The 16,284-nt window shown below is 57.9% G+C and carries 22 protein-coding genes; 9 read left to right on the plus strand and 13 right to left on the minus strand.

What is annotated here, in order from left to right:
- Positions 1-66: 66 nt before the first annotated feature.
- The 5 genes from KQP88_RS20185 to KQP88_RS20205 are packed head-to-tail and all read right to left on the minus strand — an operon-like array spanning position 67 to position 3,106.
- Entirely contained in the window at positions 67-372 is a 306-nt protein-coding gene (locus KQP88_RS20185) for an STAS domain-containing protein (RefSeq protein WP_200994619.1), read from the minus strand.
- Entirely contained in the window at positions 369-1,022 is a 654-nt protein-coding gene (locus tag KQP88_RS20190) for an MlaC/ttg2D family ABC transporter substrate-binding protein (protein ID WP_025261770.1), read from the minus strand. The genes KQP88_RS20185 and KQP88_RS20190 overlap by 4 nt, the downstream gene beginning before the upstream one ends.
- A 10-nt stretch (positions 1,023-1,032) precedes the next feature.
- Positions 1,033-1,500, minus strand: a complete 468-nt coding sequence (gene mlaD / locus KQP88_RS20195; protein WP_025261771.1) for an outer membrane lipid asymmetry maintenance protein MlaD — start codon at positions 1,498-1,500, stop codon at positions 1,033-1,035.
- Entirely contained in the window at positions 1,500-2,297 is a 798-nt protein-coding gene (gene mlaE / locus KQP88_RS20200) for a lipid asymmetry maintenance ABC transporter permease subunit MlaE (protein ID WP_025261772.1), read from the minus strand. The genes mlaD and mlaE overlap by 1 nt, the downstream gene beginning before the upstream one ends.
- A complete protein-coding gene (locus KQP88_RS20205) occupies positions 2,297-3,106 on the minus strand; it encodes an ATP-binding cassette domain-containing protein (protein WP_025261773.1) in 810 nt (269 codons plus the stop codon). The genes mlaE and KQP88_RS20205 overlap by 1 nt, the downstream gene beginning before the upstream one ends.
- 316 nt (positions 3,107-3,422) lie before the next feature.
- On the opposite strand from KQP88_RS20205, the gene KQP88_RS20210 reads away from it, so the two are divergent.
- From KQP88_RS20210 to KQP88_RS20250, 9 genes are all read left to right on the plus strand, one after another.
- Complete coding sequence (locus tag KQP88_RS20210; RefSeq protein ID WP_216704013.1) at positions 3,423-4,397, plus strand: KpsF/GutQ family sugar-phosphate isomerase; 975 nt, start codon at positions 3,423-3,425, stop codon at positions 4,395-4,397.
- 129 nt (positions 4,398-4,526) lie between these two features.
- Positions 4,527-5,099, plus strand: a complete 573-nt coding sequence (gene lptC, locus KQP88_RS20215) for an LPS export ABC transporter periplasmic protein LptC (protein WP_025261775.1) — start codon at positions 4,527-4,529, stop codon at positions 5,097-5,099.
- Positions 5,086-5,631, plus strand: coding sequence for a lipopolysaccharide transport periplasmic protein LptA (gene lptA / locus KQP88_RS20220; RefSeq protein ID WP_025261776.1), 546 nt, complete (start codon positions 5,086-5,088; stop codon positions 5,629-5,631). The genes lptC and lptA overlap by 14 nt, the downstream gene beginning before the upstream one ends.
- Complete coding sequence (gene lptB / locus KQP88_RS20225; protein ID WP_200994622.1) at positions 5,632-6,357, plus strand: LPS export ABC transporter ATP-binding protein; 726 nt, start codon at positions 5,632-5,634, stop codon at positions 6,355-6,357.
- A gap of 184 nt (positions 6,358-6,541) precedes the next feature.
- A complete protein-coding gene (locus KQP88_RS20230) occupies positions 6,542-8,035 on the plus strand; it encodes an RNA polymerase factor sigma-54 (RefSeq protein WP_025261778.1) in 1,494 nt (497 codons plus the stop codon).
- A gap of 76 nt (positions 8,036-8,111) precedes the next feature.
- Entirely contained in the window at positions 8,112-8,420 is a 309-nt protein-coding gene (gene hpf / locus KQP88_RS20235) for a ribosome hibernation-promoting factor, HPF/YfiA family (protein ID WP_025261779.1), read from the plus strand.
- Between the two features lie 11 nt (positions 8,421-8,431).
- Positions 8,432-8,896: a PTS IIA-like nitrogen regulatory protein PtsN gene (gene ptsN / locus KQP88_RS20240; protein WP_025261780.1), complete on the plus strand. Its 465-nt coding sequence runs from the start codon at positions 8,432-8,434 to the stop codon at positions 8,894-8,896.
- Between the two features lie 2 nt (positions 8,897-8,898).
- A complete protein-coding gene (gene rapZ / locus KQP88_RS20245) occupies positions 8,899-9,756 on the plus strand; it encodes an RNase adapter RapZ (RefSeq protein ID WP_200994624.1) in 858 nt (285 codons plus the stop codon).
- Between the two features lie 15 nt (positions 9,757-9,771).
- Entirely contained in the window at positions 9,772-10,044 is a 273-nt protein-coding gene (locus tag KQP88_RS20250) for an HPr family phosphocarrier protein (protein WP_025261782.1), read from the plus strand.
- A gap of 39 nt (positions 10,045-10,083) precedes the next feature.
- On the opposite strand, the gene KQP88_RS20255 is transcribed toward KQP88_RS20250, so the two are convergent.
- The 8 genes from KQP88_RS20255 to pmbA all read right to left on the minus strand — a co-directional run bounded on the left by KQP88_RS20255 (position 10,084) and on the right by pmbA (position 16,214).
- A complete protein-coding gene (locus tag KQP88_RS20255; protein WP_200994625.1) occupies positions 10,084-10,485 on the minus strand; it encodes a type II toxin-antitoxin system HicB family antitoxin in 402 nt (133 codons plus the stop codon).
- 148 nt (positions 10,486-10,633) lie between these two features.
- The gene (locus KQP88_RS20260; protein ID WP_200994626.1) at positions 10,634-10,816 is read right to left on the minus strand and encodes a type II toxin-antitoxin system HicA family toxin; all 183 of its coding nucleotides are present in this window, start codon (positions 10,814-10,816) and stop codon (positions 10,634-10,636) included.
- A gap of 98 nt (positions 10,817-10,914) precedes the next feature.
- Complete coding sequence (locus KQP88_RS20265; protein WP_216704014.1) at positions 10,915-11,802, minus strand: ZIP family metal transporter; 888 nt, start codon at positions 11,800-11,802, stop codon at positions 10,915-10,917.
- A gap of 27 nt (positions 11,803-11,829) precedes the next feature.
- A complete protein-coding gene (locus KQP88_RS20270; RefSeq protein WP_216704015.1) occupies positions 11,830-12,441 on the minus strand; it encodes a superoxide dismutase in 612 nt (203 codons plus the stop codon).
- Position 12,442: 1 nt separating this feature from the next.
- Entirely contained in the window at positions 12,443-12,904 is a 462-nt protein-coding gene (locus KQP88_RS20275) for a tetratricopeptide repeat protein (protein ID WP_198723671.1), read from the minus strand.
- A 24-nt stretch (positions 12,905-12,928) separates the two neighbouring features.
- On the minus strand, positions 12,929-14,305 hold the full coding sequence (locus KQP88_RS20280) for a class II fumarate hydratase (protein ID WP_216704016.1): 1,377 nt from the start codon (positions 14,303-14,305) through the stop codon (positions 12,929-12,931).
- The gene (locus tag KQP88_RS20285) at positions 14,298-14,693 is read right to left on the minus strand and encodes a FagA protein (RefSeq protein WP_200994630.1); all 396 of its coding nucleotides are present in this window, start codon (positions 14,691-14,693) and stop codon (positions 14,298-14,300) included. The genes KQP88_RS20280 and KQP88_RS20285 overlap by 8 nt, the downstream gene beginning before the upstream one ends.
- A gap of 174 nt (positions 14,694-14,867) precedes the next feature.
- Positions 14,868-16,214: a metalloprotease PmbA gene (pmbA, locus tag KQP88_RS20290; RefSeq protein WP_200994631.1), complete on the minus strand. Its 1,347-nt coding sequence runs from the start codon at positions 16,212-16,214 to the stop codon at positions 14,868-14,870.
- Positions 16,215-16,284 lie beyond the last annotated feature (70 nt).

Here is a 16,284-nt window from a genome sequence, read left to right on the forward strand (position 1 = left end):
AAAAGCCCATGCTATGCGAACCCCAACGAAGGGGTGCCAGACAAAGGGCTTTCCCGATAACCGCTATTAATGACTATCCAAAAGCTCGCTCAAGCCGGATACACGGGCAATTTCCCGCATGTCCTCGGGCAATGACTGCACGCTGACCGACTTGCCCGCATCACTGGCATCACGCATGAACGCCAGCAGCAGGGCCAGCCCGACGCTGCTGGACTTCACCACACCGGAGCAGTCCAGAATCAGGCTCGGTGCATCGCTGGACTTGATGAGGGCCGCGCCCTGCTTGCGCAGTTGCGGCCCGCTACGGTAATCCAGCACGCCCGTCAGCTGCAATTGCCCGGGCGAGCCAAAGCGTACGGCAGACTCACTCATTGCGCAGACTTCTGCGCAGCTTCGGTCGTCACTTCCTTGGCCTTGGCGACTTCACCCGCCCAGCCATCGATGGTCTTGTCCAGGTCGTTGCCATTACGCTGCATGGCATCGGCGAACTGGTCACGGAACAGCTTGCCGATGTTGATGCCATTGATGATCACGTTACGCACTTTCCACTCGCCGTTGATTTTCTCAAGGGTGTAGGAAACCGGATAAACCGCGCCGTTGTTGCCTTTTACCTGCATATCGACGCTGGTGCGATCAGCACCCTCATCCTTGGCAGGAGAAACGATGATGCCCTGGTTGTTGTACTCCAGCAGCGCATTGCCATAGAACTGCATCAGGCTGCGCTTGAAGTTTTCCTGGAAACGCTGCATCTGCTCAGGCGTGGCCTTGCGCGAGTACTTGACGGTCATGATGCTTCTGGAAATGCCGTCAGCATCCACTACCGGGCCAACGATACGGTTCAAGGCATCGTAGAACGCGCTCGGATTGGATTTGTACTGCTCTTTGTTGCTGGCCAGATCGCTCAGCAACTCCTTGGTGGTGCGATCTACCAGGTCATGAGCGGACGGAGTTGCCGCCGCATTTGCCATCATCGGCAGCACGGCCAGCAACACCAGCAGACCACGGCGCAGGATAGAGATCATTTAAAGCTCCTCATTTGGCTTCTTTACTCACGGTATTGAGCAGGAATTTCCCGATCAGGTCTTCCAGCACAAGCGATGACTGCGTGTCATGGATCGTGCTGCCGTCCTTGAGCAGGGACTGGTCACCGCCCACGCTGATACCAATGTATTTTTCACCGAGCAGACCGGAGGTCAGGATCGAAGCGGTGGAGTCAGAAGGCAGGTTATCCACCTTTTTCTGGATCTCCAGCGTCACACGACCGGTAAAGGTGTCACGATCCAGATCGATTGCCGTTACCCGGCCGATCGGCACACCCGCCATGCTCACCTTGGCTCTGACAGTCAAACCGGCGATATTGTCGAAGTATGCGTAAAGTTTATAGCTGTCATTGGTCGCACTGGCGCTCAAGCCGCTGACACGCAGGGCGAGCAATAGCAAAGCCAGTATCCCGGCCAGCAGGAACAGGCCGACTCCGGTTTCGATTGCACGGTTTTGCATCAGAAATCTCCAAACATCAAGGCGGTCAGAATAAAGTCGAGGCCCAGCACTGCCAGTGAGGCATATACAACGGTTTTGGTCGTGGCACGGCTGATCCCCTCGGAAGTGGGCTCACAGTCATAACCCTGGAAAACGGCGATCCAGGTCACCACGAAGGCAAAGACGACACTTTTGATAACACCATTGAGCACATCACTGGTGAAGGAAACGCTGCTCTGCATGTTCGACCAGAAGGAGCCTTCATAGACACCCAGCCAGTCGATTGCGACCCACGAGCCACCCCAGATTCCGACCACACTGAAAATGATCGCCAGCAGCGGCAGGGAAATGAACCCGGCCCACAGGCGTGGTGCAATGATGTACTTGAGAGGGTCGACACCGATCATTTCAAGGCTGGACAACTGCTCGGTGGACTTCATGTTGCCGATTTCCGCCGTCAGTGCGGAACCGGCACGCCCGGCAAACAGCAGCGCTGTCACCACAGGCCCCAGCTCACGCAGCAGGGTCAATGCGACCATCTGGCCCACGGCCTGCTCCGAACCGTATCTGGCCAGGATGCTGAAGCCCTGAAGAGCCAGCACCATGCCGATGAAAATGCCCGACACGACGATGATGACCAGAGACATCACGCCCACCGAGTACAACTGTTTGATCAGCAGCGAAAAACCGCCGCCGATCCCGCCGCGCCCCAGCAAGGCATGGCCCAGAAAGATGCCGGATCGCCCCAGCACTGCAACGGTATCAATGGCCGAACGCCCGAACAGGCGAATACGGTCCAGCAATGACTTATTGCGCATCAGCGCTTCCCCAAAAGATCTTCACGAAAATCCGGTGCCGGATAGTGAAATGGAACGGGGCCGTCCGGCTCGCCGGTCATGAACTGACGAATGCGCGGATTATCCGAGGACATCAGTTCCTGCGGCGTACCCTGCCCCAACACCTGTCCGTCTCCGACGACGTAAAGGTAGTCCGCGATACTTGCTGTCTCGGAAAGATCATGAGACACCACGATACTGGTGATCCCCAGCGCATCGTTGAGCAAGCGGATCAGACGCACCAGAACCCCCATGGCTATCGGGTCCTGCCCGACAAAGGGTTCGTCGTACATGAGAATCTGCGGATCGAGGGCGATCGCACGGGCAAGCGCCACGCGACGCTTCATGCCACCGGACAACTCGTCGGGCATCAGCTCGAGCGCGCCGCGCAAGCCCACTGCCTGCAATTTGAGCAGGACGATGTCGCGGATCATCTCTTCCGGTAACTGGGTGTGAACGCGCAAGGGAAAGGCGACGTTCTCGAAAACATCGAGATCGGTGAACAAGGCGCCGCTCTGGAACAGGACACCCATGTTCTTGCGCGCATCGAACAGGTCGCTGCGTGACAGCTCGGGCAGGTTCTGGCCATTGACCCAGACCTCGCCCGAACTTGGCCGCAATTGCGCTCCCATGAGCCGAAGCAAGGTCGTCTTGCCACAGCCGGACGGCCCCATGATCCCGGTGACCTTCCCCTTGGGAATACGAATATCGACATCAGTGAATATGCTGCGCGTGCCGCGTTTGAAGGACACTCCTTTCAAATCGACCGCGTAGGCGTCATCGGCGCTCATCTAAACTCCTTGCGATACAGCTTCTCCCTTCTCCTGCCTGCTCTCGCGAGACACAGACAGCACGGGCCAGCCGAACAAGCCGCGCACTATATCACCGCAGCAGCACGCCACCCAAGAAGAGAACCTGTTTGTTAGATACCCCACAGCACCTTGCAGACACCCTGTGCAGGCTGAAATAAACCTGAGAAAAGCCCTTGCAATAACCCCGAAAGGCTGAACAAGCCACCCCAGATACAACTCCATGACGATCAGACGTGAGGGAATCGTACATTACCGCTATAATCGCCGCCTTTCAGCAAGCCGACTAATTCAAGATATGACCCGATCCAGCGACCTGACTCAATCCGCGCAACGAACCATCCGCCTCGAAATGGAAGCCATACAAGGCTTGCTCGGCCATCTCGATGGCGATTTCGTGCGCGCGTGCGAAATGATTCTGGCCAGCAAGGGACGCGTCGTAGTGGTCGGCATGGGCAAGTCCGGCCACATCGGCAGAAAGATCGCCGCAACCCTGGCCAGCACCGGCACGACCTCTTATTTCGTGCATCCCGCCGAAGCCAGCCATGGCGACATGGGCATGATTACCCGTGACGACATCATTCTGGCCCTGTCCAACTCCGGCACGACCAATGAAATCGTTACCCTGCTGCCCCTCATCAAGCGCCTGGGTATCAAGATGATCAGCCTGACGGGCAACCCGACGTCGGTCATGGCCAAGGCGGCCGACGTCAACCTCAACGTCCAGGTGGAACACGAAGCCTGCCCGCTGAACCTGGCGCCCACGTCCTCGACTACCGCAGCCCTGGTCATGGGTGACGCCCTGGCCGTTGCATTGCTCGAAGCTCGCGGCTTCACCGCAGAAGATTTCGCGTTCTCGCACCCCGGCGGCGCACTGGGCCGACGCCTGCTGCTCAAAGTCGAGAACGTCATGCACACTGGCAACGCCCTGCCCAAGGTTCAGCGCGGCACCCCGCTACGCGATGCGCTGCTGGAAATGACCCGCAAGGGCCTGGGCATGACCGCAATCGTCGACGCCGACGGCAAGCTGGCCGGGATCTTCACCGACGGCGACCTGCGCCGCACCCTGGATCGCCCGATCGACATTCGCGAAACCACCATAGATGAAGTCATGACCCTTCATGGCAAGACGGCCCGCGCAGACATGCTCGCCGCCGAAGCCCTGAAAATCATGGAAGATCACAAGATCGGCGCGCTGATCGTCGTCGACGCCGATGACCGCCCGACCGGCGCCTTCAACCTGCAGGACCTGCTGCGAGCGGGTGTCATGTAATGGCTACTCTTCTGCTCTTTATGAATCAGGAACAAATCACCTGCCAGGGCAACGATCTGCCAGACTTGTCGCCTGCGCGCCGGGTAACATTGAAGCAGCCCGCCATGCGCCCTTATGGAAGCCTTTTCTATGTTCAGTAAGAAAATACGCACGATCCTGACCTTCGGGGTGCTGGCACTGCTGCTTGCCGCAGTCGGCTACTGGAACATCAGCCCGGAAAGCTTCATGGATCAGCCTGTCGCCGCCACCGACGACACCGCCATCGACTATTACGCCATCAATGCCCATAGCGTGCAGTACCTGCCCGACGGCAAGATGCAATACGACATGACTGCCGACAAGGTCGAACACGTCAAGGCAACGGATATCACCCTGCTGACCAAACCCGACCTGCACATGTACCGCGGCACCCTGTTCCCGTGGCACGTACAGAGCGAACGCGGCGAAGTTTCGCCGGGCGGCACCGAAGTTGAACTGATCGACTCCGTACGTGTTGCACGTACCGATGAAAAGCAGCGTACGACTATCATTACCAGCAGTCGTATGACCGTATTCCCACAGAAGCAATATGCGCAGACCGAGCAAGTGGTTAGAATCGACGCCGCTGGCGGTGTAACGACAGCCAAGGGAATGAAAGCGTATTTGAACGACGGCAGGATGGACCTGCTGTCCAACGTAAGAGGACAGTATGAGTCTCGTTAAAACTCTTCCTTTTTTGCTCGGCCTGGGCGCAGCACTGGGAAGCGCGAGCGCCTGGTCCCTGCCAACCGATCGCGATCAGCCGATCCACATCCAGTCTGACGATGCGCAGCTCGATGACAAGAAAGGCGTTGCCACCTACAAGGGCAACGTGATCATCACTCAGGGTTCGATGAAGATCACCGGTAATACCGTGACCATCACTCGTAACGCACAGGGCGAAGTCGACGTATTCACCTCCGTCGGCAACCTGGCCTATTACGAGCAGAAACCCTCGGTAGACAAGCCGATCGTGCAGGCCTATGGCGTCACCATCCAGTATTACGCGGCACAGGACCGCATCGTACTGATCGACAAGGCCAAGGTCATCAACGACGGCAACACCTCCGAAGGCGAGAAGATCGTCTATGACACTGTGAAGCAGGTCGTCACCGCAGGTCGCGCCAATGGCGGCGCTAAAGTGACTGCACCGCGCCCACGGATCGACATGGTCATCCAGCCTAAAAAGAAAACCGAACAGCAGAAGGCCCAGTAAATGGCGACGCTTAAAGCCCAGCATCTGGCTAAAAGCTACAAGAGTCGTCAGGTCGTACGCGACGTAAGCCTGTCCATCGACAGCGGTCAGATCGTAGGCTTGCTCGGCCCCAACGGCGCCGGCAAGACGACCTGCTTCTACATGATCGTCGGTCTGGTACAGGCCGATCAGGGCCGCGTCCTGATCGATGACCTCGATGTCAGCCACCAGCCGATGCACGGCCGCGCCCGCGCAGGCATTGGCTATCTGCCTCAGGAAGCCTCGATCTTCCGCAAGCTGTCCGTGTCCGACAACATCATGGCCATCCTCGAGACCCGCAAGGAACTCGACTCAGCCGCACGTCGCAAGGAGCTGGAAAGCCTGCTTCAGGAATTCCACATCACCCACATCCGCGACAACCTGGGCATGAGCCTTTCGGGTGGTGAGCGCCGCCGCGTGGAAATTGCCCGGGCACTGGCCACCGCACCCAAGTTCATCCTGCTCGACGAACCTTTCGCAGGTGTAGACCCCATCTCGGTGGGCGATATCAAACAGATCATTCATCACCTCAAAGCCAAGGGCATCGGCGTGCTGATCACCGATCACAACGTGCGCGAAACCCTGGATATCTGCGAAACCGCCTACATCGTGAACGACGGGCAATTGATTGCCGAAGGCGACTCGGAAACCATTCTGGCCAACCAGCTGGTGAAAGAGGTCTACCTCGGCCACGAGTTCCGCCTGTAGTCGATCCTGTGTGAGCTCTCTTGATGCGAGCTTTGCCTAAGCATCCTGTTGACAATGCATTTTTTGTCATGATGCTCTAGGCAAACACTTCAGATTCAGGCATATAACTTGCTTAAGTTGGCGCTTCGGCGCCCTGTAGTGGATGGCGCATGTGCGCCGGCGAATAAGGTGTTTAGCCCCTGCCATGAAACCATCGCTAGTCTTGAGAATGGGCCAGCAGCTGACGATGACACCGCAGCTGCAACAGGCTATCCGCTTGCTCCAGTTATCGACCCTGGACCTCCAGCAAGAGATTCAGGAAGCACTGGAATCCAACCCTATGCTGGAACGCCAGGAGGAAGGCGAAGACTTCGACAACTCCGACCCTCTGGCCGACAACATCGAGCAAAAGCCCAATACCGAGATCCAGGAACCCAGCTATCAGGAATCCGCACCCACTGTGGACAACCTGGAAGAGGGCGAATGGAACGAGCGCATTCCAAACGAATTGCCCGTCGATACCGCCTGGGAAGATGTCTACCAGACCAGCGCCAGCAGCCTGCCCAGCAACGATGACGACGAATGGGACTTCACCACCCGCACGTCCGCTGGCGAAAGCCTGCAGAGCCATCTGCTGTGGCAATTGAACGTGGCGCCGATGTCCGACAAGGACCGGCTGATTGCCGTCACCCTGATCGACTGCATCAATAACCAGGGCTATCTCGACGAAACCCTCGAAGAAATCGTCGAAGCCTTCGATCCCGAACTGGATATCGAACTCGACGAGATCGAAGCCGTTCTGCACCGTATCCAGCAATTCGAACCTGCCGGTATCGGCGCCCGCAACCTGAGCGAATGCCTGCTGCTGCAATTGCGCCAGCTACCGGCCAAGACCCGCTGGCTGAGCGAAGCCCAGCGCCTGGTCACCGACTACATCGACCTGCTGGGCAGTCGCGACTACACCCAGCTCATGCGTCGCATGAAGCTCAAGGAAGACGAACTGCGCCAGGTCATCGAACTGGTCCAGAGCCTCAACCCGCGCCCCGGCTCGCAGATCGAATCCACCGAAGCCGAATATGTCGTGCCCGATGTGATCGTGCGCAAGGACAACGAGCGCTGGCTGGTGGAGCTGAATCAGGAATCCGTGCCGCGCCTGCGGGTCAACCCGCAATATGCCGGTTTTGTGCGCCGGGCCGACACCAGCGCCGACAACACCTTCATGCGCAATCAGTTGCAGGAAGCCCGCTGGTTCATCAAGAGCCTGCAGAGCCGCAACGAAACCCTGATGAAGGTTGCCACCCAGATCGTCGAACATCAGCGCGGTTTTCTCGAGTATGGCGACGAAGCCATGAAGCCGCTCGTCCTGCATGACATCGCCGAAGCCGTAGGCATGCACGAGTCGACAATTTCCCGCGTGACCACCCAGAAGTTCATGCATACCCCAAGGGGTATTTACGAGCTGAAATACTTCTTTTCCAGCCACGTCAGCACCTCCGAAGGCGGGGAATGCTCTTCGACGGCAATTCGCGCAATCATCAAGAAACTGGTTGCAGCGGAAAATCAGAAAAAGCCGTTGAGTGATAGCAAGATCGCTGGTTTACTGGAGGCACAAGGCATTCAAGTAGCCCGTCGCACAGTTGCCAAGTACCGCGAGTCGCTCGGAATCGCACCTTCGAGTGAACGCAAGCGACTGATGTGATGCAGGCAGAGCCACAGCGTTCCAGCGGCAGGAATGAACTCCTGCTTCTATATGCACTGGCAAAGGAGAAAGCTGTATGCAAGTCAATATCAGTGGACACCAACTGGAAGTGACCAAGCCCCTTCGCGAATACGTTGAGCTCAAGCTCAAGAAGCTCGAAGGGCATTTTGACAAGATTACTAACGTGCAGGTCACCCTGGCGGTCGAGAAGCTCAAACAGAAGATCGAAGCCACACTGCACATCCATGGTGGAGAGGTCGTAGCCAACGCCGAACATGACGACATGTACGCGGCCATCGACCTTCTCACTGATAAGCTCGACAGACAATTGCTCAAGCATAAGGAGAAGCAGCAGAACATCCTTAAAGGTGCGACAGCTCGCTGACACTCATTCCAATGATCCGACTTGAAAACATCCTGACCCCCGGCCGTTCATGCGTGAACGTGTCGGGCGGCAGTAAAAAACGCGTACTCGAACAAATTGCCAACCTGATCGGTCGAGAAGTACCGAGCATGGACCAGCAAAGTGTGTTTGAAAGCCTTGTTGCCCGCGAAAAACTGGGATCTACCGGTTTTGGCAACGGCATTGCCATCCCCCATTGCCGCCTTGCAGGGTGTGAAACACCTGTGAGCGCAGTCATGCGCCTGGAATCGCCTATCGATTTCGACGCCATCGATGGTGCCCCGGTCGACCTGCTGTTTGTCCTGCTCGTCCCGGAAGCGGCCACCGATGAACACCTGGAGCTGCTGCGCCAGATAGCCAGCATGCTTGACCGCACTGAAGTGCGTGACCGCCTACGCAGTGCCGAAAGCGGTGAAACGCTTTATCAAGTGGTACTGGACGTACAGAACGGACATTGAACATGCGCCTGATCGTCGTGAGTGGTCGTTCGGGTTCTGGCAAGAGCACAGCTCTGAATGTGCTGGAAGACAACGGTTTCTATTGCGTGGACAACGTTCCTGCCGGCCTCCTTCCGGAACTGGCAGAGCGTGCGCTGATGAACAGCGAGCTGGCAGAACCTCTGCTGGCGGTGTCCATCGATGCACGTAACCTCCCGAGCCACCTGACGCGCTTCCCGCAGATCCTCGCCGAACTTCGTGCACTGAATATCCAGTGCGACGTGCTCTATCTGGATGCCGACGAAGCGACGCTGCTCAAACGCTTCTCCGAAACTCGCCGTCGTCACCCGCTCAGCACGGCGAATCGTTCATTGGCAGAAGCCATACACGACGAAACGACTCTGCTGGGGCCAATCATCGATCTGGCCGATCTCAAGATCAACACCACGCACCTGAACCTCTATCAGCTACGCGACACCCTCAAGCTTCGCCTGCTGAACAGGCCTGAAGCCGGTACCGCCTTCCTGATCGAGTCGTTCGGTTTCAAGCGTGGCATGCCTGTGGACGCCGACGTCGTATTCGATGTGCGCTGCCTGCCCAATCCGTACTGGAAGCCTGAACTGCGCGACCATTCGGGCCTCGATGCCCCCGTTATCGAATACCTGGCAGCCCAGCCTGATGTCGAAGAGATGTTCCAGGACATTTTCTCCTACCTCAACAAATGGCTGCCTCGCTTTGCTGCCAGCAACCGCTCGTACGTCACCATCGCCATTGGCTGCACAGGCGGGCATCATCGCTCCGTCTACCTGACAGAACGTCTGGGTCAGGTCCTGCAACAATCACTCAAGAACGTTCAGGTCCGCCACCGCGACCTCAGCTGAAGGATTTTCACTGCGATGCCCGCTCGTCAAATCACCATCATCAACAAACTGGGCCTGCATGCCCGCGCAGCCGCCAAGTTCGTTGGCGTCGCAGGCAAGTTTCCTTGCCAGATCAGGGTTGGCCGCTCACCGGAAAGCATGGTCGACGGCAAAAGTATCATGGCCGTGATGATGCTGGCTGCCGGCAAAGGCACGGACATTCACCTGCTGACCGAAGGCGAAGGCGAGCAGGATGCCCTGGACGGGCTGGTCGAACTGATCAACAACAAGTTCGATGAAGGCGAGTAAGGATTTGAAAAGAAAGGGCGCCGATGGCGCCCTGCTCAATCAGGCACACAACTCTCTCAACGCCGCAGTTGCCAAAAAGCCTGATCGCGAAGCGTAGCGGTGATCCTTCTGAACTCGTTCATCGATCCTGTTCAGAAGATGTTCCGGCAGAGAGGCGTTAAACCTCACCGACTTCCCCAGATAAGGGGTCAAGTCGAAGTCGACCAAAGCCCATATGCCATCTGCGTAGTCCGGATTACCGAGGTGCGCGTCTACTTCCTGCGCCTGAGGTAAAACCTCATCATCAGCTACGAGCCCCTCCAGATGCAGCGCCAGTGCTTCGTGTACATTTTCAAGCGCTTGCGAGAAAGTGGCACCGGCCGAGAAGCATCCAGGCACATCGGGGACAGTCACACTAAAATCAGAGTCGGCGTCTTTATGTATTACGACTGGAAATTTCATTAACGTAATTCTCCCTTGAGAATTAAAGCGCTCGCTACACAGAGCCCTTGAGAGCAGTAACTGTAGGTTTGAGAGGCCCTTGAGGCCGCTCAGTCGCCCAGTACCACTTTACCGACACCCTGACGGGCATTCGGTGGTCACTCCGAACTCATTTGAGGCCGGCGCTTTTCAATATGTTATGTAGCGTTCCTTTAGCTATTTCAGACTTGGGGTGTGGAACAGTCACCCGCCCTTTTTTGGTTGGATGTTTGAACTGATGATGGCTTCCTTTCACCGCCACTTCAAACCATCCATCCGCCTCAATCATTTCAATCAAATCACGACTTCGCATCTGCTCCCTCACCATGCCTTATGTTGTGTACGATACACACGCATAGCGACTCCGTCAAAGCCGAATACACACGATACACAATAATTTTACGAGAGCCCTCAAACCAACGCCGTATCCATCACCATCATCAGACAAAACCCGGCAACCAGCCCCAGGCTGGCAACTTTGTTGTGCCCGTTCAGGCGCGATTCCGGGATGATCTCGTGGGTCACGACCAGCAGCATCGCACCTGCTGCCAAAGCCAGGCCGAATGGCAGCAGTTGTTCGGCAATACCTACCAGCCAGGCGCCGAGCAAGGCAAAAAGCGGTTCGACAAGGCCGGAAGCCGCGCCAATCAGAAACGCCTTGCCCCGAGACATTCCAGCACCGGCCAGCACCATGGCGATCACCAGCCCTTCAGGCACGTCCTGCAAGGCAATGCCGATGGCCAGGCTATCGGCCTCCGACAGGCCACCACCGGCCGAAACACCAATCGCCATGCCTTCCGGGATGTTGTGAGCCACGATGGCAATCACGAACAGCCAGATTCGCGGGGCAATCGCCGGATGTCCGGGCGTGCCACCCAGCGGCGAACCTCTGGAGACACTGTAATCCACCATGAACAGGCACAAGGCACCCAGCACGATGCCTGCGCTGATCAGGCCACCCGCGCCCCAGGCAGAAAAACCAAGACCTTCGGCAGCTTCAAGCCCCGGCACAATCAGGGAAAACGCCGTCGCTGCCAGCATGACACCAGCACCGAAGCCGAGCAGTCCATCAGACACCATGATCGGCATGTTGCGGATCACCAGTACCGGAACCGCCCCCAATGCCGTGCCCAGAGCACAGATCGCGCCGCCTTCCAGCGCCCGCATCAGGCGTGGCTCAAGATTGAGCCAAGCCAGCCCTTGTGCGCCCAGCAATGCCATGCCGGCCAACAGCAGAACTGTCCCGATCGCCAGACGAAACAACCGCACGCTGCTGACTGTAAGTATTTCCGAACGCATAAACTGCCTTAGGTCTTTATTGGAGAATCAGGCCACAGCGGCCTGGTAGCGCCGGGATACCTCATCCCAGTTGACCACGTTGTAGAACGCGTTGATGTATTCGGGACGACGGTTCTGGTAAAGCAGGTAGTAAGCGTGTTCCCAGACGTCCAGACCGAGGATCGGCGTGTTGCCGCTCATCAACGGGCTGTCCTGGTTACCGCTGCTTTCCACCACGAGTTTTTTCTCGGGCGTCACGCTCAGCCAGGCCCAGCCGCTGCCGAAACGGGTCAGGGCAGCCTTGGTGAAAGCCTCCTTGAAGCTGTCGAAACCACCCAGTTGCTCGTCGATGGCCTTGGCAACCTCACCTTCAGGCAGACCACCGCCGCCAGGAACCATGACGGTCCAGAACAGGGAGTGGTTGGCATGGCCGCCACCTTGATTGATCACCGCCGGGCGCAGTTTTTCAGGCAATTGCTGGACGCTGGCCACCAGTTTCTCGATGGGCCACTCAGCGAACTCGGTGCCCTCGACAGCGGCGTTGAGGTTGTTGATGTAGGTCTGATGGTGTTTGGTGTAGTGGATTTCCATGGTCTGCGCATCGATGTGCGGTTCCAGGGCATCGTAGGCGTAAGGCAGTGCAGGCAAGGTATAAGGCATTTCAATGTGCTCCGTAGAAAAGGCCAGGAGTGGCGGCGGAATCTCGCTGCAACGATGAGCGCGTATGCTCGTTGTTGCTGTTCAGCAACCGATGCGTTCTTGGGTATTCGCCGTGCTCGCCGATGAAGCCCAACAGTTCGGCATAGGTCTTGTTGCTGTGGCGCAACGCGGCTTCGCGCAGGGCCTTGGGCAGACGCGGATCCTGCATGGTCTGCAACAGGTGCTGATGGATCGCACACAGGTACTCGGCGCTCTCCTCCGGCTGCCCCAGGCTCAGGTGAAGATCAGCCAGGTTGTGGTGGGAAATGACGCAGGCCGCCACCGCTTCATCGGCATCCGGCCAGCGCTCAAACAGCACTTGAGCCAGAGCCAGCGCCTGAAGGTAGAGTTCGCGGGCCTCGACCCACTCCCCCTGATTGAAACAGCGATTGGCCAGTTCGATGGTGCGTTTCCAATGCTGCATGACATACCTCCAGGCGGGCTTGAATCAGATGCCGCCAGCAGTGAGTTTTTCGGGATTGAGCAGCACTTCCAGCTGACTGCGCTGCAAATCGGTGTGTTCAAGGGCGACATCGATGATCGGACGTCCTTGCTGGTAAGCCTTCTTGGCGATTTCGGCAGCCTTCTGGTAGCCGATGATCGGATTGAGCGCCGTCACCAGGATCGGATTACGCGACAGCGCTTCCTTGAGCTTGGCTTCGTTGACCTTGAAGCTGGCTATCGCCTTGTCCGCCAGCAGACGACTGGAGTTGGCCAGTAATTCGATACTACTGAGCAGATTCTGGGCGATGATCGGCAGCATCACGTTCAGCTCGAAGTTGCCGGACTGCCCTGCCACGGTAATCGCCGCATCGTTGCCGATGACCTGCGCAGCAACCATGGCCGTCGCCTCGGGAATCACAGGGTTGACCTTGCCCGGCATGATCGAGGAGCCCGGCTGCAAGGCTTGCAGCTCGATCTCGCCCAACCCGGCCAGCGGGCCGGAGTTCATCCAGCGCAGGTCATTGGCGATTTTCATCAGGGAAACGGCTGTTGCCTTGAGCTGCCCGGAAACCGCCACGGCGGTGTCCTGGGAACCGATCAGGGCGAAAAGATCCTTTCCGGGCTCGAACTGCACGCCACTCAACGCGCTCAGGTGCGTGCTGAAACGCTTTGCGAATTCAGGATGCGCGTTGATGCCGGTGCCCACGGCAGTACCGCCTTGAGCGAGGGCCTGCAGGCTTGGCTGCAGACCTTGCAGGTGCTCGATGTTGGCGCGAATCTGCTGCGCCCAGCCATTGAGGACCTGGCTCAGACGAACCGGCATGGCATCCATCAAGTGGGTCCGGCCGGTCTTGACGAAGGCGTGAACCTGCACGGCCTTGTGCTCGGTGACCTGAACCAGATGATTCAGGGCCGGCAGCAGTTGCTCATGCAAGGCCAGAGCAGCACTGACGTGGATAGTGGTCGGAATGATGTCGTTGCTGCTCTGACCACAGTTGACATGATCGTTCGCGTTAACCGTTTCGCCCAGCACGCGGGTCGCCAGAGTGGCAATCACCTCGTTGGCGTTCATGTTGGTGCTGGTGCCGGACCCCGTCTGGTAGATATCCACCGGGAAGTGAGTCATGAAATCACCGGCCAGCAGCTCTTTCACGGCGCTGACGATGGCTTTGCTCTGCCCTTCGCTGATCTGCTCCAGCTCAAGGTTCGCCTGGGCTGCGGCCGCCTTGGCCAGTAACAGGGCACGAATGAACTGCCTCGGCATGCGCTGCTGGCTGATCGGGAAGTTATCCACCGCACGCTGAGTCTGTGCGCCATACAAGGCCTCGGCCGGGACTTGCAGTTCACCCATGCTGTCGCGTTCGATACGGGTATTACTCATCGGAATGTCCTTGCACCAGTTCAGTGAGAGAAATCGAAGGCTGCAAAACGCAGGACGCCAGTTGATGCGCGCAGGCTGCCCAGCGTTGCTGTCGTGCGGGTGTGGAAGCCAGCGCCTTGACGTCGCGCAACGGCCGCCAGGCCTGATCCAGACACAGGCAGCGCCAGTGCCACGGCAAGACCGTGTCGCGTGCGGTGTCCATCAGCAGGCGGAAAGTGGTTTCGGCGATAAGCATCTGTGGCGTAGCCGTGAAACGCGCCAGATAGCGCCCTTCGGCCAGGTAATGATCGATGAGGCGCGGTTCATCAGGCTCAAGGGCACAGCGAATCCGCAGACTCAGACCGCGCCAGTTTTCCAGGTAAGGCAGCTCGTGTAACACAGACCCCATGACCGCATCTCATTTCGGAAATGATATTCATTATTGAATGAGATTAAGAATCAAAACAAGTCTGGAGTTGGCGTGAGCTTAAAGAGGGGGACGGAAGGAAGTGTTTGGGAGAGGATTTTCGCGAATGAATTCGCTCCTACGGATGTGGGAGCGAATTCATTCGCGAAGAGGGGTTTAGCTACCCGCGACAGTCATGCGCTCGATCAGCACCGAGCCTGTGCGAATGTTGCTGCGCAGTTCAAGATCGCTGCCAATCGCGACAATCTGCTTGAACATTTCACGCATATTGCCGGCAATGGTCACTTCCTGAACCGGGAACTGGATCTCGCCATTCTCGACCCAGAAACCCGCCGCGCCACGGGAATAATCACCGGTCACGATGTTCAGGCCACTGCCCATCAATTCGGTGACCAACAGGCCGCGCCCCATGCGACGGATCAGTGCAGCCTGATCTTCGCTTCCATGAGTGACGAACAGGTTGTGCACGCCACCGGCGTTCGCCGTGCTGGGCAGACCCAGTTTGCGGCCTGAATAGGTGCTCAGGATGTAGGAGACCAGCGTGCCGTTTTCCACGAATGGCTTGGCGTAAGTCGCCAGGCCATCGCCATCGAAAGCGGAACTACCCATGGCGCGCATCAGGTGCGGACGCTCATCGATGGTCAGCCACTCGGGGAACAGCCGCTCACCCAGAGTGCCTTCCAGGAAGGAAGACTTGCGGTACAGGTTGCCGCCGGCAATGGCCGACAACAGGCTGCCGAACAGTCCGCCCGCCATCTCGGCCGAGAACAGCACCGGAACCTCGCAGGTCGGAACCGGACGCGCGCCCAGACGACTGGCGGCACGTTGCGCGGCCTTGCGACCAATGCTCTGGGGATCTGCCAGCAGAGTGCCGATACGGTTGACGTCGTACCAGTAATCACGCTGCATCTGGCCTTCACCTTCGGCGATCATCACGCAACTGAGGCTGTGACGTGTCGAAGCGTAACCACCGACGAAACCATTGCTGTTGCCATAGACCCGGCAACCCTGATGGGTATTGAGCGTGGTGCCATCGGCATTCTTGATACGGCTGTCGGCGTCGAACGCGGCGGCTTCGCAGATCAGGGCCTGTTCAATAGCCTGCTCGGGAGTGATGTCCCAGGCATGGAACAGATCGAAATCCTTGTTCTCCCTGGCCATCAGCGCGGCATCAGCCAGACCGGAGCTTTCGTCCTCGGAGGTATGTTTGGCGATGGCCAATGCCGCAGCAACGGTTTCGCGAATCGCGTCTGCGCCACTGGCCGAGGTGCTGGCCGAGCCTTTGCGCTGTCCCAGGTACAAGGTGATACCAAACCCCTGGTCGCGGTTGAACTCTACGGTTTCCACTTCGCGCTGACGAACGGATGTCGACAGCCCCTGCTCCAGCGACACGGCAACTTCACAGGCACTGGCGCCCTGGCGCCGGGCTTCGGCAATGATCTGCTCGACCTGTTCCTGCAGTTCGGGCAAGGCCTGAGGGCCGACGCTTTGGGTTGCACTCATGATTTTCTCCATCAAATTCTGCTTTCGGCACACGCCGAATACCGACCGGACCGGACAAGCGGCCCTCGAC

Origin of the sequence: Pseudomonas lijiangensis (genome assembly GCF_018968705.1) — a bacterium.
GTDB lineage: Bacteria > Pseudomonadota > Gammaproteobacteria > Pseudomonadales > Pseudomonadaceae > Aquipseudomonas > Aquipseudomonas lijiangensis.

Coding starts and splice junctions, on each gene's coding strand:
- KQP88_RS20185 (WP_200994619.1), bottom strand. CDS start 372: ATGAGTGAGTCTGCCGTACGCTTTGGCTCGCCCGGGCAATTGCAGCTG.
- KQP88_RS20210 (WP_216704013.1), top strand. CDS start 3,423: ATGACCCGATCCAGCGACCTGACTCAATCCGCGCAACGAACCATCCGC.
- pmbA (WP_200994631.1), bottom strand. CDS start 16,214: ATGAGTGCAACCCAAAGCGTCGGCCCTCAGGCCTTGCCCGAACTGCAG.
- KQP88_RS20260 (WP_200994626.1), bottom strand. CDS start 10,816: ATGCGAAGTCGTGATTTGATTGAAATGATTGAGGCGGATGGATGGTTT.
- KQP88_RS20255 (WP_200994625.1), bottom strand. CDS start 10,485: ATGAAATTTCCAGTCGTAATACATAAAGACGCCGACTCTGATTTTAGT.
- KQP88_RS20285 (WP_200994630.1), bottom strand. CDS start 14,693: ATGGGGTCTGTGTTACACGAGCTGCCTTACCTGGAAAACTGGCGCGGT.
- lptA (WP_025261776.1), top strand. CDS start 5,086: ATGAGTCTCGTTAAAACTCTTCCTTTTTTGCTCGGCCTGGGCGCAGCA.
- KQP88_RS20265 (WP_216704014.1), bottom strand. CDS start 11,802: ATGCGTTCGGAAATACTTACAGTCAGCAGCGTGCGGTTGTTTCGTCTG.
- KQP88_RS20270 (WP_216704015.1), bottom strand. CDS start 12,441: ATGCCTTATACCTTGCCTGCACTGCCTTACGCCTACGATGCCCTGGAA.
- KQP88_RS20230 (WP_025261778.1), top strand. CDS start 6,542: ATGAAACCATCGCTAGTCTTGAGAATGGGCCAGCAGCTGACGATGACA.
- lptC (WP_025261775.1), top strand. CDS start 4,527: ATGTTCAGTAAGAAAATACGCACGATCCTGACCTTCGGGGTGCTGGCA.
- mlaD (WP_025261771.1), bottom strand. CDS start 1,500: ATGCAAAACCGTGCAATCGAAACCGGAGTCGGCCTGTTCCTGCTGGCC.
- KQP88_RS20205 (WP_025261773.1), bottom strand. CDS start 3,106: ATGAGCGCCGATGACGCCTACGCGGTCGATTTGAAAGGAGTGTCCTTC.
- mlaE (WP_025261772.1), bottom strand. CDS start 2,297: ATGCGCAATAAGTCATTGCTGGACCGTATTCGCCTGTTCGGGCGTTCG.
- KQP88_RS20280 (WP_216704016.1), bottom strand. CDS start 14,305: ATGAGTAATACCCGTATCGAACGCGACAGCATGGGTGAACTGCAAGTC.
- KQP88_RS20250 (WP_025261782.1), top strand. CDS start 9,772: ATGCCCGCTCGTCAAATCACCATCATCAACAAACTGGGCCTGCATGCC.
- lptB (WP_200994622.1), top strand. CDS start 5,632: ATGGCGACGCTTAAAGCCCAGCATCTGGCTAAAAGCTACAAGAGTCGT.
- KQP88_RS20275 (WP_198723671.1), bottom strand. CDS start 12,904: ATGCAGCATTGGAAACGCACCATCGAACTGGCCAATCGCTGTTTCAAT.
- KQP88_RS20190 (WP_025261770.1), bottom strand. CDS start 1,022: ATGATCTCTATCCTGCGCCGTGGTCTGCTGGTGTTGCTGGCCGTGCTG.
- hpf (WP_025261779.1), top strand. CDS start 8,112: ATGCAAGTCAATATCAGTGGACACCAACTGGAAGTGACCAAGCCCCTT.
- ptsN (WP_025261780.1), top strand. CDS start 8,432: ATGATCCGACTTGAAAACATCCTGACCCCCGGCCGTTCATGCGTGAAC.
- rapZ (WP_200994624.1), top strand. CDS start 8,899: ATGCGCCTGATCGTCGTGAGTGGTCGTTCGGGTTCTGGCAAGAGCACA.